The sequence below is a fragment of the Streptomyces sp. JJ38 genome, from assembly GCF_019303475.1.
Lineage (GTDB): Bacteria > Actinomycetota > Actinomycetes > Streptomycetales > Streptomycetaceae > Streptomyces.
In genome coordinates, this window is record NZ_JABLSI010000009.1 from 15538 (window position 1) to 31255 (window position 15718).

15 protein-coding genes are annotated in these 15718 nt (G+C 72.5%); all 15 read left to right on the forward strand.

Going from position 1 to position 15718, the window contains the following annotated elements:
- The first annotated feature begins 115 nt into the window (after positions 1 to 115).
- The gene (gene pgsA / locus HPT28_RS06660; protein WP_219089999.1) at positions 116 to 850 is read left to right on the forward strand and encodes a phosphatidylinositol phosphate synthase; all 735 of its coding nucleotides are present in this window, start codon (positions 116 to 118) and stop codon (positions 848 to 850) included.
- Entirely contained in the window at positions 847 to 1767 is a 921-nt protein-coding gene (locus HPT28_RS06665; protein WP_219090000.1) for a phosphatidylinositol mannoside acyltransferase, read from the forward strand. Before pgsA ends, HPT28_RS06665 begins: the two co-directional genes overlap by 4 nt.
- Complete coding sequence (locus HPT28_RS06670; protein WP_219090001.1) at positions 1764 to 2912, forward strand: glycosyltransferase family 4 protein; 1149 nt, start codon at positions 1764 to 1766, stop codon at positions 2910 to 2912. Before HPT28_RS06665 ends, HPT28_RS06670 begins: the two co-directional genes overlap by 4 nt.
- Before the next feature lie 11 nt (positions 2913 to 2923).
- Positions 2924 to 3508 carry a hypothetical protein gene (locus HPT28_RS06675; RefSeq protein ID WP_219090002.1) on the forward strand — a complete coding sequence of 195 codons (585 nt, stop codon included), beginning with the start codon at positions 2924 to 2926 and terminating at the stop codon, positions 3506 to 3508.
- A gap of 231 nt (positions 3509 to 3739) precedes the next feature.
- Entirely contained in the window at positions 3740 to 4654 is a 915-nt protein-coding gene (gene pdxS, locus HPT28_RS06680; RefSeq protein WP_308119112.1) for a pyridoxal 5'-phosphate synthase lyase subunit PdxS, read from the forward strand.
- Positions 4655 to 4750: 96 nt separating this feature from the next.
- The gene (gene pdxT / locus HPT28_RS06685; protein WP_219090004.1) at positions 4751 to 5341 is read left to right on the forward strand and encodes a pyridoxal 5'-phosphate synthase glutaminase subunit PdxT; all 591 of its coding nucleotides are present in this window, start codon (positions 4751 to 4753) and stop codon (positions 5339 to 5341) included.
- 59 nt (positions 5342 to 5400) lie between these two features.
- On the forward strand, positions 5401 to 6153 hold the full coding sequence (locus HPT28_RS06690; RefSeq protein WP_219090005.1) for a YebC/PmpR family DNA-binding transcriptional regulator: 753 nt from the start codon (positions 5401 to 5403) through the stop codon (positions 6151 to 6153).
- Between the two features lie 164 nt (positions 6154 to 6317).
- Positions 6318 to 6881, forward strand: a complete 564-nt coding sequence (gene ruvC, locus HPT28_RS06695) for a crossover junction endodeoxyribonuclease RuvC (RefSeq protein ID WP_219090006.1) — start codon at positions 6318 to 6320, stop codon at positions 6879 to 6881.
- Positions 6878 to 7501 carry a Holliday junction branch migration protein RuvA gene (ruvA, locus tag HPT28_RS06700; RefSeq protein WP_219090007.1) on the forward strand — a complete coding sequence of 208 codons (624 nt, stop codon included), beginning with the start codon at positions 6878 to 6880 and terminating at the stop codon, positions 7499 to 7501. The genes ruvC and ruvA overlap by 4 nt, the downstream gene beginning before the upstream one ends.
- A gap of 36 nt (positions 7502 to 7537) precedes the next feature.
- On the forward strand, positions 7538 to 8656 hold the full coding sequence (gene ruvB, locus HPT28_RS06705; protein WP_219090008.1) for a Holliday junction branch migration DNA helicase RuvB: 1119 nt from the start codon (positions 7538 to 7540) through the stop codon (positions 8654 to 8656).
- Positions 8657 to 8918: 262 nt separating this feature from the next.
- Complete coding sequence (gene yajC, locus HPT28_RS06710; RefSeq protein ID WP_219090009.1) at positions 8919 to 9392, forward strand: preprotein translocase subunit YajC; 474 nt, start codon at positions 8919 to 8921, stop codon at positions 9390 to 9392.
- A gap of 112 nt (positions 9393 to 9504) precedes the next feature.
- On the forward strand, positions 9505 to 11352 hold the full coding sequence (secD, locus tag HPT28_RS06715) for a protein translocase subunit SecD (RefSeq protein WP_219090010.1): 1848 nt from the start codon (positions 9505 to 9507) through the stop codon (positions 11350 to 11352).
- Position 11353: 1 nt separating this feature from the next.
- Positions 11354 to 12514 carry a protein translocase subunit SecF gene (gene secF, locus HPT28_RS06720; protein ID WP_219090011.1) on the forward strand — a complete coding sequence of 387 codons (1161 nt, stop codon included), beginning with the start codon at positions 11354 to 11356 and terminating at the stop codon, positions 12512 to 12514.
- Positions 12511 to 13086 (forward strand): adenine phosphoribosyltransferase, encoded by a 576-nt coding sequence (locus HPT28_RS06725; protein WP_308119113.1) that lies wholly within the window; start codon positions 12511 to 12513, stop codon positions 13084 to 13086. The genes secF and HPT28_RS06725 overlap by 4 nt, the downstream gene beginning before the upstream one ends.
- Positions 13087 to 13159: 73 nt before the next feature.
- Complete coding sequence (locus HPT28_RS06730) at positions 13160 to 15691, forward strand: bifunctional (p)ppGpp synthetase/guanosine-3',5'-bis(diphosphate) 3'-pyrophosphohydrolase (RefSeq protein WP_219090012.1); 2532 nt, start codon at positions 13160 to 13162, stop codon at positions 15689 to 15691.
- Positions 15692 to 15718: the final 27 nt, after the last annotated feature.

The window sequence follows — 15718 nt, forward strand, 5'->3', positions numbered from 1 at the left end:
GCGCTACCGGTCGGTACCGGGGGTGATCCGGGCGTCCCGTGGGCGTCCGGCGTGACTACGATGGGTCGGCCGGTGGCAGGAGGCCGCCGGGCCCGCACCGACCTCCGGGACGACCATGCTGAACAAGTACGCGCGTGCGTTCTTCACGCGTGTCCTGACCCCGTTCGCCGCGCTGCTGCTGCGGTGGGGGGTGAGTCCTGACGCGGTCACCCTCGTCGGCACGGCGGGTGTGGTGGCCGGTGCCCTGGTGTTCTTCCCGATGGGAGAGTTCTTCTGGGGCGTCGTCACCATCACGCTGTTCGTCTTCTCCGACCTCGTCGACGGCAACATGGCGCGGCAGCTGGGCCGCAGCAGCCGCTGGGGCGCGTTCCTGGACTCCACACTGGACCGGGTCGCCGACGCGGCCGTGTTCGGCGGCCTCGCGCTGTGGTACGCGGGCGACGGCGACGACCTGCTGCTGTGCGCGGTGGCGCTCTTCTGCCTCGCGAGCGGGCAGGTCGTCTCCTACACCAAGGCCCGCGGCGAGAGCATCGGCCTGCCGGTGAACGTCAACGGGCTGGTCGAGCGCGCCGAGCGGCTGGTGATCACCCTCGTCCTGACCGGTCTCGCCGGCCTGTCGGCGTTCGGCGTCCCGCACATCGACGTCCTGCTGCCGCTCGCGCTGTGGATCGTCGCCGTGGGCAGCCTGATCACGCTCGTGCAGCGCATGGTGACCGTCCGCCGGGAGGCCGCGGAGGCGGATGCCGCCGATGCCGCCGGCACCGAGGGGGCCGACGGGGCGGACGGCGCGGGCGGGCCCGCCCACCCGGCGGCGAACGGCACGGACCAGTCAAGGGGGAACCCGGCATGAGGGAACGGCTCACCGACGGGCTGTACGGGCTCGGCTGGGCCGCCGTCAAGCGGCTCCCGGAGGGCGCGGCCGTCCGGCTCGGGCAGCGCATCGCGGACACGGCCTGGAAGCGCCGCGGCCGGGGGGTGCTGCAGCTGGAGGCCAACCTGGCCCGGGTGGTGCCGGACGCCTCCCCGGAGCGGCTCGCCGAGCTCTCCCGCGCGGGTATGCGCTCGTACCTGCGCTACTGGATGGAGAGCTTCCGGCTCCCCGCCTGGAGTGAGGAGCGGATCGCGAACGGGATACAGGTCAAGGACCTCCACCGGCTCACCGATCCGCTGGAGCGCGGCCAGGGCGTCGTCCTGGCCCTGCCCCACCTGGCCAACTGGGACCTGGCCGGCGCCTGGGTCACCACCCGTCTGAAGGCACCGCTGGCCACCGTGGCCGAGCGGCTGAAGCCGGAGTCGCTCTACGACCGCTTCGTCGCTTACCGCGAGTCGCTGGGCATGGAGGTGCTCCCGCACGACGGCGGCACCCCGTTCGGGGTGCTGGCCCGGCGGCTGCGGTCCGGGGGCGTCGTCGCCCTTGTCGCCGACCGCGACCTGTCCGCCTCCGGCGTCGAGGTCGAGTTCTTCGGCGAGACGGCCCGCATGCCCGCCGGTCCCGCCCTGCTCGCCCAGCAGACCGGCGCCGTGCTGCTGCCCGTCAGCCTCTGGTTCGACGACTCGCCCGTCCTGCAGTGCCGGGTGCACCCCGCGGTCGAGGTGCCGAAGGAGGGCACCAGGAGGGAACGGACCGCCGTCATGACGCAGCACCTGGCCGACGCCTTCGCCGAGGCCATCGCCGCCCACCCCGAGGACTGGCACATGCTCCAGCGGCTGTGGCTCGCCGACCTGCCCGCGTCCGCCCCCGGGCGCCCGGGAACGGAGCACCGGTGAGGATCGGCATCGTCTGCCCCTACTCCTGGGACGTCCCCGGGGGCGTGCAGTTCCACATCAGGGACCTGGCCGAGCATCTGATCCGGCTCGGCCACGAGGTGTCGGTGCTCGCTCCGGCCGACGACGACACCCCGCTGCCGCCGTACGTCGTCTCCGCCGGCCGGGCCGTACCCGTCCCCTACAACGGCTCGGTGGCGCGGCTCAACTTCGGGCTGCTGTCGGCCGCGCGCGTGCGCCGCTGGCTGTCCGACGGCGACTTCGAGGTGCTGCACATCCACGAACCGGCCGCGCCCTCCCTGGCCCTGCTGGCCTGCTGGGCGGCGCGGGGACCGATCGTCGGCACCTTCCACACCTCCAACCCGCGCTCGCGGGCGATGATCGCGGCCTACCCGATCCTCCAGCCCGCGCTGGAGAAGATCAGCGCGCGCATCGCGGTCAGCGAGTACGCCCGCCGCACGCTGGTGGAGCACCTGGGAGGGGACGCCGTCGTCATTCCCAACGGCGTCGACGTCGGGTTCTTCGCCGACGCCGAGCCGAAGGCGGAGTGGCAGGGCGAGACGATCGGCTTCATCGGCCGCATCGACGAGCCCCGCAAGGGGCTGCCCGTGCTGATGCGCGCTCTGCCCGCCATCCTGGCGGCCCGCCCCGGGGCCCGGCTGCTGGTCGCGGGCCGGGGGGACGAGAAGGAGGCCGTCGCCGGGCTGCCGCCCGGTCTGCGGGACCGGGTGGAGTTCCTCGGCATGGTCAGCGACGAGGACAAGGCGCGGCTCCTGCGCAGCGTCGATGTCTACGTCGCCCCCAACACCGGCGGGGAGAGCTTCGGCATCATCCTGGTCGAGGCGATGTCCGCGGGTGCCCCGGTGCTGGCCAGCGACCTGGACGCCTTCGTGCAGGTGCTCGACGGCGGCCGGGCGGGCGAGGTCTTCGCGAACGAGGACGCCGACGCCCTCGCCCGGGGCGCGGTCACCCTCCTCGCGGACGGGCGGCGCCGCCGTGAGCTCACCGAGCGGGCAGGCCGGCACGTGCGCCGCTTCGACTGGACGACGGTGGGCGCGGACATCCTGGCCGTCTACGAGACGGTCACCGAGGGGGCGGGCGCCGTGGCGGCGGAGGAACGCCCCCGCACGTTCCGGCTCCGCGGATAGGGTGAGCCCCCGTGACCCTCCTCGCCTGGATCATCTGGACCACCGTCGCGCTGGTGCTCGTCGGCGTCTACCTGAGCTGGACCGCCGGCCGACTGGACCGCCTCCACGCCCGCATCGACGCGGCCCGGGCAGCGCTGGACGCGCAGCTGCTGCGCCGCGCCTCCATCGCCCAGGAGATCGCCACGGCCGGGGTGTTCGACCCCGCCGCCTCGATGCTCCTCTACCAGAGCGCCCACGACGCCCGCTCGGCCCCTGAGGAGCAGCGGGAGGTGGCCGAGAGCGAACTGAGCCAGGCGCTGCGCGCCGTGCTCGGCGACACGGAGCAGGTGGCGGCCGTGCGCGGGGTGCCCGGGGGAGAGGAGTCGGCCGCGGAGCTGGCCGAGGCGGTCCGCCGGGTGCCCATGGCGCGCCGCTTCCACAACGACGCCGTCCGGGCCGCGCGGGCGCTGCGGCGGCACCGTAAGGTCCGCTGGCTCCGCCTCGCGGGGCACGCGCCGTTCCCGCTCGCCTTCGAGATGGACGACGAACCCCCCAAGGCCCTGGTGGACCGGGCGAACGGCGATGACCGCGTCACCGGGCGCGGACCGGGCCACTGACCGCGGACCGGGCCACTCGCGCCGGATTGGACCTTTGCCGGTCACCTGGCGGCAGGGTTTTATCAACCGTGGAGCATGATCGGTCACGAAGTGGACTTCGTGGCCGATCCGGGTGAGCAGGGCGGCGGGCCTACGATGGGTCCGTCGGACTGTATGCCGCCATAGCCCGGTATACGGCCCTCGTCATCCGCTGCCGTTTCTGTCGTCTTTGAACGTCGAGTGAGGTCAACCGTGTCCAGCACGTCTCCCAGCACATCCACCGGCCCCGAGACCGGCACCGCGCGCGTCAAGCGCGGTATGGCCGAGCAGCTCAAGGGCGGCGTGATCATGGACGTGGTCACGCCCGAGCAGGCGAAGATCGCCGAGGACGCGGGCGCGGTCGCCGTCATGGCGCTGGAGCGCGTCCCGGCCGACATCCGCAAGGACGGCGGCGTGGCCCGCATGTCCGACCCGGACATGATCGAGGGCATCATCGACGCCGTCTCCATCCCGGTGATGGCCAAGTCCCGCATCGGCCACTTCGTGGAGGCCCAGGTCCTCCAGGCCCTCGGCGTGGACTACATCGACGAGTCCGAGGTGCTCACCCCGGCCGACGAGGTCAACCACAGCGACAAGTTCGCCTTCACCACCCCCTTCGTCTGCGGTGCCACCAACCTGGGCGAGGCCCTGCGCCGTATCGCCGAGGGTGCGGCGATGATCCGTTCCAAGGGCGAGGCCGGCACCGGCAACGTCGTCGAGGCCGTGCGCCACATGCGCCAGATCAAGGGCGAGATCGCCCGGCTGAAGGGCCTGGACAACCATGAGCTCTACGCCGCGGCCAAGGAGCTGCGCGCCCCCTACGAGCTGGTCGCCGAGGTCGCCGAGCTGGGCAAGCTGCCCGTCGTGCTCTTCTCCGCCGGCGGTGTGGCCACCCCGGCCGACGCGGCGCTGATGCGTCAGCTCGGCGCCGAGGGCGTCTTCGTCGGCTCCGGCATCTTCAAGTCCGGTGACCCGGCCAAGCGTGCCGCCGCCATCGTCAAGGCCACCACCTTCTTCGACGACCCGAAGATCGTCGCCGACGCCTCCCGCAACCTGGGCGAGGCCATGGTCGGCATCAACTGCGACACCCTGCCCGAGGCGGAGCGCTACGCCAGCCGCGGCTGGTGACACCCGTCCCGGCCCCCGTGTCGTGACCACCGCAGCGTGACCGGGCGGCCCGGGCCAACGGCCCCGGCCGCCCGCCGCTCGTCAGAGAGGTATCCCGTGAGCAATCCCCACATCGGCGTCCTCGCCCTCCAGGGCGACGTCCGCGAGCACCTGGCCGCCCTCGACGGCGCCGGTGCCACGGCGCGCCCCGTCCGCCGTGCGGAGGAGCTGGCCGCGGTGCACGGCCTCGTCATACCGGGTGGCGAGTCCACCACCATGTACAAGCTCGCCCACGTCTTCGGCCTGCTGGAGCCGCTGCGCGAGCGGGTCCGGGAGGGCCTGCCGGCCTACGGCTCCTGCGCCGGCATGATCATGCTGGCCGACAAGATCCTCGACCCGCGCTCCGGCCAGGAGACGATCGGCGGGATCGACATGATCGTGCGTCGCAACGCCTTCGGGCGGCAGAACGAGTCCTTCGAGGCGGCTCTCGACGTCACCGGGGTCGCGGGTGGTCCGGTGCAGGGCGTGTTCATCCGGGCGCCCTGGGTGGAGTCCACCGGCGCGGACGTGGAGACGCTCGCGCGGATCGACGGCCACCCGGTGGCGGTGCGCCAGGGCAACCTGCTGGCCACGTCGTTCCACCCCGAACTGACCGGCGACCACCGGGTACACGGGCTGTTCACCGCGATGGTGCGCGCGGCCCATTGACGCGCTGGCGGTAGGATCGGCGCGTTGGAACCTGTTGGTGACTTTGAAGGAGCGAGGCTGTGTCCGGCCACAGTAAGTGGGCAACCACCAAGCACAAGAAGGCCGTGATCGATGCCAAGCGCGGCAAGCTCTTCGCCAAGCTGATCAAGAACATCGAGGTGGCGGCGCGGCTGGGCGGGGCGGACCCGGACGGCAACCCCACGCTCTACGACGCCATCCAGAAGGCGAAGAAGCAGTCGGTCCCCAACAAGAACATCGACAGCGCGGTCAAGCGCGGTGCCGGCCTTGAGGCGGGCGGCGCCGACTACGAGACGATCATGTACGAGGGCTACGGCCCCAACGGCGTGGCCGTGCTGATCGAGTGCCTGACGGACAACCGCAACCGGGCCGCGTCCGACGTCCGCGTCGCCATGACCCGCAACGGCGGCTCCATGGCGGACCCGGGCTCGGTCGCCTACCTCTTCAACCGCAAGGGCGTCGTCGTCGTGCCCAAGGGCGAGCTGACCGAGGACGACGTGCTCGGGGCCGTGCTCGACGCGGGCGTCGAGGAGGTCAACGACCTGGGCGAGTCCTTCGAGGTGCTCAGCGAGGCGACGGACCTGGTGGCGGTGCGCACCGCCCTCCAGGAGGCCGGCATCGACTACGACTCCGCCGACGCCAACTTCGTCCCCACCATGCAGGTGGAGCTCGACGAGGAGGGTGCGAAGAAGATCTTCAAGCTGATCGACGCCCTGGAGGACAGCGACGACGTGCAGAACGTCTTCGCCAACTTCGACGTCCCCGACGACGTCATGGCCAAGGTCGACGCCTGACGGCCGGGGAACCGAGCCTGCCGTACGACGGGCCGCACCGGGGATGACGACACTCCCCGGTGCGGCCCGTCGCGTTGTCGGAGGCGGCGGATAACCTGCCGTACAGCCGACCGAAGATCCACCGGGGATCCACCGGGGCCGAAGTGCGAGAGGGGTGTGGCGCGTTGCGCGTGCTCGGCGTGGACCCGGGGCTCACACGGTGCGGCGTGGGCGTCGTCGAGGGGACGGCGGGCCGGCCGTTGACGATGGTCGCGGTGGGCGTCGTCCGCACCCCCGCCGAGGCCGAGGTGCCGCAGCGCCTGGTGGAGATCGAGCGCGGGCTGGAGCGGTGGCTCGACGAGCACCGGCCCACGGCCGTCGCCGTCGAGCGGGTCTTCAGCCAGCACAACGTGCGCACGGTCATGGGCACCGCCCAGGCCAGCGCCGTCGCCATGCTGTGCGCCGCCCGCCGCGGCCTGCCGGTCGCCCTCCACACCCCCAGCGAGGTCAAGGCGGCCGTCACCGGGAGCGGTCGGGCCGAGAAGGCGCAGGTCGGTGCCATGGTGACGCGGCTGCTGCGGCTGTCGGAGGCGCCCCGGCCCGCCGACGCCGCCGACGCCCTCGCCCTGGCCATCTGCCACATCTGGCGCGCCCCCGCCCAGGGCCGCCTCCAGCAGGCCCGGCGCCTGCACGCCGCGCCCCCACGCTCAGCGCCGCCCCCGCACTCCCTGAAAGGCCCCCGCCGATGATCGCGTTCGTCCAAGGACCCGTCGCCGCCCTCGCGCCGGACACCGCCGTCATCGAGGTCGGCGGCGTCGGCATGGCCGTCCAGTGCACGCCCGCCACCCTGGCCGGGCTCCGCACGGGCGAGGAGGCGCGGCTGGCCACCTCACTCGTCGTCCGGGAGGACAGCCTCACCCTCTACGGCTTCGCGGACGACGACGAACGCCAGGTGTTCGAACTCCTGCAGACCGCCAGCGGCGTGGGGCCCCGGCTGGCCCAGGCCATGCTGGCCGTCCACCGTCCCGACGCCCTGCGCCGCGCGGTGGCCGCGGGGGACGAGAAGGCCCTCACGGCGGTGCCCGGCATCGGCAAGAAGGGGGCGCAGAAGCTCCTGCTGGAGCTGAAGGACCGGCTCGGAGCCCCCGTCGGAGCGGCTCCGGCCCCCGCCGCCGGATCCGCGGCGCCCGCCCCCTGGCGGGATCAGCTCCACTCCGCGCTGCTCGGCCTCGGCTACGCCGCCCGCGAGGCGGACGAGGCCGTCTCCGCCGTGGCGCCGCTGGCCGACGAGCAGTCGGCCGGGGGAGGCCGGCCGCAGGTCGCCGCGCTGCTGCGGGCCGCCCTGCAGACCATGAACCGCACCCGCTGACGCGCCCGCCGCCGAGGCCCGACGAGAGATCCGAGCATGACCTGGGACGACCACAGCGCACAGGACCACGGCCACGAGCCGCCGGGCGAGGGGACGCCGCACGGCGGCGAGCGGCTCGTCGGGGCCGGCGCCGACACCGACGACACCGCGGTCGAGGCGGCGCTGCGCCCCAAGACGCTCGCCGAGTTCGTCGGTCAGCCCAAGGTGCGCGAGCAGCTCGACCTCGTGCTCCGCGCCGCCCGGCAGCGCGGCGCCACCGCGGACCACGTGCTCCTCTCCGGTGCCCCCGGGCTCGGCAAGACCACCCTCTCCATGATCATCGCCGCCGAGATGGGCGCCCCCATCCGGATCACCTCCGGCCCCGCCATCCAGCACGCGGGCGACCTCGCGGCGATCCTCTCCTCCCTCCAGGAGGGCGAGGTGCTCTTCCTGGACGAGATCCACCGCATGTCCCGTCCCGCCGAGGAGATGCTGTACATGGCGATGGAGGACTTCCGGGTCGACGTCGTCGTCGGCAAGGGGCCGGGGGCCACCGCCATTCCGCTGGAGCTCCCGCCGTTCACCCTGGTCGGCGCCACCACCCGGGCCGGGCTGCTGCCGCCGCCGCTGCGCGACCGCTTCGGCTTCACCGCGCACATGGAGTTCTACGAGCGCCCCGAGCTGGAGCGCGTCCTCCACCGCTCCGCGGGGCTGCTGGACGTCGAGGCGGACGCCGAGGGCGCGGCCGAGATCGCCTCCCGCTCGCGGGGCACCCCGCGCATCGCCAACCGGCTGCTGCGCCGCGTGCGCGACTACGCCCAGGTCAAGGCCGACGGCGTCATCACCCGGGAGATCGCCGCCCAGGCCCTGGCCGTGTACGAGGTCGACGAGCGCGGCCTGGACCGGCTGGACCGCTCGGTGCTCCAGGCGCTGCTGAAGCTGTTCAACGGCGGGCCCGTCGGCGTCTCCACCCTGGCCGTCGCGGTGGGGGAGGAGCGGGAGACCGTCGAGGAGGTCGCCGAGCCCTTCCTCGTGCGGGAGGGCCTCCTCGCCCGTACGCCCCGGGGCCGCGTCGCGACCCCGGCCGCCTGGGCACACCTGGGGCTGACCCCGCCCACGCCCGCCGCCGGGTCGCCGGCCGCCCCTCCCGGTCAGGGCGGGCTGTTCGACGGTTGACGTCGCCCCGGGCGCCGGCGTGCGTCAGGACGGGTGAAGCGGCGGCCGCCCCCGCAACCGGTTTCGGTGGCGGTTTTTCCCCGGACATCCGGCAGCGGAAGCGCCCGGTATTCGTGGTTCGCGGAACCGGGGTGCCATGCTGGACGTTGTTCCACCGGTGGGGCCTCCCTTAGACTCCGCCGATGCCGTCCCTGTGGCCGGCTCACCCATCCTCATACACCCCCCAGGTCGCTCGCGGCCTTGCAAAGGACATCTTTCCGCCGTGGATATCGCATTTCTCCTTCCTCTCCTCATCCTGATCGGCTTCATGTTCCTGATGACGCGATCGGCCAAGAAGAAGCAGCAGCAGGCCATGCAGATGCGTGATCAGATGCAGCCGGGTACGGGTGTGCGCACCATCGGTGGCATGTACGCCCGGGTCAAGGAGGTCGGCGACGACACGGTGACCCTCGAGGTCGCCCCCGGCGTGCACGCCCTCTACGCCAAGAACGCCGTGGGCGCGGTGCTGGAGGACGAGGAGTTCGACCGCATCGTCCACGGCGCCCACGCCGAGGGCGACGACGCCCCTGTGGTGCCCGACGACGCCTCCACTCTGACCGGTCCGGTGGGTTCCGCCGACGAGGACGGCGATGGAAAGATCGGGCTCAGCAAGGAGAGCGGCCCGGCCCCCGCCGACAACGCGGACGGGGAGTCCGAGGACACCGAGCGCGACGGCGAGGACGGCCAGAAGAAGTAGGCCCCCGTGCCGCCGGGCCTACCGGTCCGGCGGCGACGCACGTTCGCACACCACTTCGCGCGCCACGCGGCGACCACCGCGCGCGGGCGGCCGGACAGGGAGAAACGACAAGGTGGCAACACCGAAGAAGCGCCGGAGGGTCCCTGGGGCGCAGGGGAAACCGTGGCGGGCGCTGACGCTGATGCTGGCGCTGACCGCCGTCCTCACGGGCGGGATGTTCCTCTCGGGGGCGACGACGCCCCGGCTGGGCATCGACCTCGCCGGCGGCACCAGCATCACCCTCGCGGCCGTGGACCGGCCTGGCAAGGAGAGCGCGGTCAACGAGGCCAACATGAACACGGCGGTCTCGATCATCGAGCGCCGTGTGAACGGGCTCGGCGTCTCCGAGGCCGAGGTCAAGACCCAGGGTGACCGCAACATCATCGTCAACATCCCGAAGGGCACGGACGAGGAGCAGGCCCGGGAGCAGGTCGGCACCACCGCCGAGCTGGGCTTCCGGGCGGTGCTGAACGCCGTGCCCGCCGGCGCGCCCGTACCGGACCCGGCCGAGTCCCCGGAGACGGAGGACGGCGCCGCGGAGGACGGCGAGGAGAAGCCCGAGGACGGCGAGGAGAAGCCGGAGGACGACGGCGCCGCGGGCGAGGACAAGCCCGAGACCGCGCCCTCCGGGGACGCCGGTGAGTCGAACCAGCCCGACGCCCAGGGCGGCCGGCTCGGCCCGGTGACCGACGAGTCGCCCTCGCCCGACCCGAGCGCCACCGCCGACGCGGGCGAGGAGGGCGCCGCGGGCGAGAAGAAGCCCGAGCAGGACCCCGAGGATTCTCCGGAGCCGCCCGCGGCGGACGAGGGCGCCGCGGCCCTGATGCAGCAGCTCCAGCAGCTCGACTGCTCCACCAGGAAGGGCCGGGCCCAGGCCAGCCAGGCGGTGGCCGCCGCCGAGCCCTCCGAGCAGGTCGTCGCCTGTGACCAGGACGGCGCCTACAAGTACGTGCTCGGCCCCGTCGAGGTGCCCGGCACCCAGGTCGAGGGCGCGGACGCCGCCTTCGACCAACAGCGCGGCATCTGGCTCGTGACCATGGACTTCACGGACGGCGGCGGCAAGAAGTTCGCCGACGTCACCGGCCGCATCTCGGCGCTGCCGCAGCCGCAGAACCAGTTCGCCATCACCCTGGACGGCCAGGTCGTCTCCGCACCGTCGGTGTCCTCGCGGATCGCCGGCGGCCAGGCCGAGATCACCGGCAGCTTCAACCAGGACTCCGCCGCGGACCTGGCCAACGTACTGAAGTTCGGTGCGCTGCCGATCACGTTCGAGGAGGCCAACGTCCTCACGATCTCGCCGTCCCTGGGCGGCGAGCAGCTCAAGGCCGGGCTCATCGCCGGCGCCATCGGGCTCGCCCTCGTGGTGGTCTACCTGTTCTTCTACTACCGGGCGCTGTCGCTCGTCGCGATCGCCAGCCTGCTCGCCATGGGCGGTCTGACGTACGTGATCATGTCGCTGCTCGGCCCGGCCATCGGCTTCGCGCTGAGCCTGCCTGCCGTGTGCGGCGCCATCGTGGCGATCGGCATCACCGCCGACTCGTTCATCGTCTACTTCGAACGCATCCGGGACGAGGTCCGCGAGGGCCGCTCCATCCGCCCGGCCATCGAGCGGGCGTGGCCCCGCGCCCGGCACACGATCCTGATCTCGGACGTCGTCTCGTTCCTGGCCGCCGTGGTGCTGTTCTTCGCCGCGGTCGGCTCGGTCCAGGGCTTCGCGTTCGTCCTCGGCCTGACGACGCTGCTCGACGTCCTCGTGGTCTTCCTGCTCACGAAGCCGCTGACGAGCATCCTGGCGGCCCGGCCGTTCTTCTCCAGCGGTCACCGCTGGTCCGGGCTGGACCCCAAGCGGCTGGGAGCCCAGCCGCCCATCCGCGGGCGCCGTCGCGCGCCGTCCACCACGGCCGAGCCGAAGGAGGCCTGAGATGTCCCGTATCGGCGAACTCGGTGCCAAGCTGTACCGCGGCGAGGCCGCCTACGACTTCGTGGGCCGGCGCAAGATCTGGTACCTGGTCTCCGTCATCATGATCGCCATCTCGCTGGCCGGTCTGGGCGGCAAGGGCCTGTTCATGGGCGTGGAGTTCCAGGGCGGCGCCGTCTTCACGACGCCGCCGACCCAGGTGTCCATCGAGGACGCCCGGTCCATGGCCGAGGAGGCGACGGGCAACGACGCCCGGGTGCAGCGGCTCGGCAACGACGCCCTGCGCATCACGATCACGGGTCTGGACACGGAGACGTCCAACGCCGCCCGCGGCGAGCTGGCGCAGGACCTGGGCCTGGAGACCGGTGAGCTGAACGCCGAGCTGGTCGGCCCGAGCTGGGGCGACCAGATGACGAGCAAGGCGCTCACCGGCATGGTGATCTTCCTGGTGCTCGTCAGTGTGTACCTGGCGATCACCTTCGAGTGGCGGATGGCGCTGGCCGCCCTCGCCGCGCTCCTGCACGACCTCGTCATCACCGTCGGCGTGTACGCCCTGGTGGGATTCGAGGTCACCCCGGGCACGGTGGTGGGCGTCCTGACGATCCTCGGCTACTCGCTCTACGACACCGTGGTCGTCTTCGACAAGGTCAACGAGAACACCCGCACGCTCAACAAGCAGAACCGCTGGACGTTCGCGGAGCTGGCCAACCGCGGCCTGAACGCGACGCTGATCCGTTCGGTCAACACCTCGGTGGTCGCCCTGCTGCCCGTCGGCGGTCTGCTGATCATCGGCGCCGGGCTGCTCGGCGGCGGCATGCTCAAGGACATCGCGCTGTCGCTGTTCGTGGGTCTCGCCGCGGGTACCTACTCCTCGATCATGCTCGCCACCCCGATCGTGGTCGACCTGAAGAAGGGCCAGCCCGAGGTCAAGCGCCACGACCGTCGGGTCCTCTCCAAGCGCGCCAAGGCCGACCCGGGCGATGCCGAGGGCCGGGACGCCGTGGACGAGGACGGGGCCGAGGGCGCGGCGCACACCGCGGACGCCCAGGACGACCCGGAGCCCGCGGAGGTCGCCCCGGCCGGGGCCGCAGCCGCGACCGCGTCCCGTCCGGGCGGTCCCCGCACCGGGCGCGCCCGCGGCGGCTCGGCGGGGAGGCGCCGGTGACCGGCGTGACCGGCCCGGTGCCGCCCCAGCGCACCGAGGACCTGACGGGCCTGCTGCTGAGCCGCATCCGGGACGTGGCCGACCACCCGAAGCCGGGGGTGGTGTTCAAGGACATCACCCCGCTGCTGGCGGACCCGGTGGCCTTCGCCGCCCTCACCGAGGCCCTGGCCGCCCGGTGCGCGGAACTGGGGGCGACGAAGATCGTCGGGCTGGAGGCGCGCGGCTTCATCCTCGGCGCCCCGGTGGCCGTCCGCGCCGGGGTGGGCTTCGTGCCCGTCCGCAAGGCCGGAAAGCTCCCCGGGGCCACCCTGGGGCAGGCGTACGACCTCGAGTACGGCAGCGCCGAGATCGAGATCCACGCGGAGGACCTCCGTGACGGTGACCGGGTGCTCATCATCGACGACGTCCTGGCCACCGGCGGCACCGCCGAAGCCGGTGTCCACCTCGTCCGGCGCTCCGGCGCCGAGGTGGCCGGCATGGGCGTCCTGATGGAGCTGGGCTTCCTCGCGGGCCGTCCGCGCGTTGAGACGGCCCTGGCCGGAGCCCCGCTGGACGCCCTGGTCACGGTCTAGGGCGGTTCTCCCCGGCAGGGCTCGATACCATGGCAGTCCAGCCGTTTCCGGCCGGACCGTCCAAGGAGAGCTCTTGCCAGACGAGGCCCAGCGACTGACCGCCGCCGAGCGAGAGGACACGGGCGCCCCGGCGCGGCCGGGCGCCGGTTCCGCGCCGCGGGCGGAAGGGGCTGCCCCGACCGCCCGCGGCGCGGACACCGGGCCCGCCGCGCGGCCCGCCCCGTCGAAGGGCGACGGGTCCGGTTCGGCGGCCCCCGTCCGTGGCGCTACTCCGACGCGGGCCATCTCCGGCGTCTCCGGCCGCTACGGCTCGTCCAACCGCGTGCGGGCCCGGCTGGCCCGGCTCGGTGTGCAGCGCTCCAGCCCCTACAACCCCGTGCTGGAGCCCCTGCTGCGTATCGTGCGCGGCAACGACCCGAAGGCCGACACAGCCACGCTCCGCCAGCTCGAGCGCGCCTACCAGGTGGCCGAGCGCTGGCACCGCGGCCAGAAGCGCAAGAGCGGCGACCCGTACATCACCCACCCGCTCGCCGTGACCACGATCCTCGCCGAGCTGGGCATGGACCCGGCGACGCTGATGGCCGGCCTCCTGCACGACACCGTCGAGGACACCGAGTACGGCCTGGACACCCTCCGCCGGGACTTCGGCGACCAGGTGGCCCTGCTCGTCGACGGCGTCACCAAGCTGGACAAGGTCAAGTTCGGCGAGGCCGCGCAGGCCGAGACGGTCCGCAAGATGGTCGTCGCCATGGCCAAGGACCCGCGTGTGCTGGTCATCAAGCTCGCCGACCGGCTGCACAACATGCGCACCATGCGCTTCCTGCGCCGTGAGAAGCAGGAGCAGAAGGCCCGCGAGACGCTGGAGATCTACGCGCCGCTGGCCCACCGGCTGGGCATGAACACCATCAAGTGGGAGCTGGAGGACCTCGCCTTCGCGATCCTCTATCCCAAGATGTACGACGAGATCGTGCGGCTCGTCGCCGAACGCGCCCCCAAGCGGGACGAGTACCTGGCCACCGTCGTCGACGAGGTGCAGGGCGACCTGCGCGGCGCGCGCATCAAGGCCACCGTCACGGGGCGGCCCAAGCACTATTACAGCGTCTACCAGAAGATGATCGTGCGGGGCCGTGACTTCGCCGAGATCTACGATCTGGTGGGCATCCGCGTCCTCGTGGACACCGTCCGCGACTGCTACGCGGCCCTGGGCACCGTGCACGCACGGTGGAACCCGGTGCCGGGGCGGTTCAAGGACTACATCGCGATGCCCAAGTTCAACATGTACCAGTCGCTGCACACGACGGTCATCGGGCCCGGCGGCAAGCCGGTCGAGCTCCAGATCCGCACCTATGACATGCACCGCCGCGCCGAGTACGGCATCGCGGCGCACTGGAAGTACAAGCAGGAGGCCGTCGCCGGCGCCTCCAAGGTCCGCAGCGACACCGCGGGACGCGGCAAGGGCGGCGGCAAGGAAGCCGTCAACGACATGGCCTGGCTGCGGCAGCTCCTGGACTGGCAGAAGGAGACGGAGGACCCGGGCGAGTTCCTGGAGTCCCTGCGCTTCGACCTCTCCCGCAACGAGGTCTTCGTCTTCACACCCAAGGGCGACGTCATAGCGCTCCCCGCCGGGGCCACCCCCGTCGACTTCGCCTACGCCGTGCACACCGAGGTCGGCCACCGCACCATCGGCGCCCGGGTGGGCGGGCGGCTCGTCCCGCTGGAGTCGACGCTCGACCACGGCGACACCGTGGAGATCTTCACCTCCAAGGCGCCCGGCGCCGGCCCCTCCCGGGACTGGCTGAGCTTCGTCAAGTCACCGCGGGCCCGCAACAAGATCCGCGGCTGGTTCTCCAAGGAGCGCCGCGACGAGGCCATCGAGCACGGCAAGGACGCCATCGTCCGGCAGATGCGCAAGCAGAACCTGCCGATCCAGCGCATCCTCACCGGGGACTCGCTGGTCACCCTCGCCCACGAGATGCGCTACCCCGACATCTCCTCGCTCTACGCGGCCATCGGCGAGGGCCACGTCACCGCGCAGAACGTCGTGCAGAAGCTCGTGCAGGCCCTCGGCGGCGAGGAGGCCGCCAACGAGGACATCGCCGAGACCGAACCGCCGATGCGCCGCCGCACCAAGCGCCGCAGCAGCGCGGACCCGGGCGTCATCGTCAAGGGCACCGACGACGTGTGGGTCAAGCTCGCCCGGTGCTGCACTCCGGTCCCCGGCGACCCGATCATCGGCTTCGTCACCCGTGGCAGCGGCGTCTCCGTCCACCGTGCCGACTGCGTCAACGTGGACGCCCTCTCCCGGGAGCCGGAGCGCATCCTGGAGGTCGAGTGGGCGCCCACCCAGTCCTCGGTCTTCCTCGTCGCGATCCAGGTGGAGGCGCTCGACCGCTCCCGGCTGCTGTCCGACGTCACCCGCGTGCTGTCGGACCAGCACGTCAACATCCTGTCCGCAGCCGTGCAGACGTCCCGCGACCGGGTGGCGACGTCCCGCTTCACGTTCGAGATGGGCGACCCGAAGCACCTGGGCCACGTCCTCAAGGCCGTCCGCGGCGTGGAGGGCGTGTACGACGTCTACCGCGTCACCTCGGCCCGCCGCCCGTAGGCTCCGACGCCGCGCCCCGCACCGCCC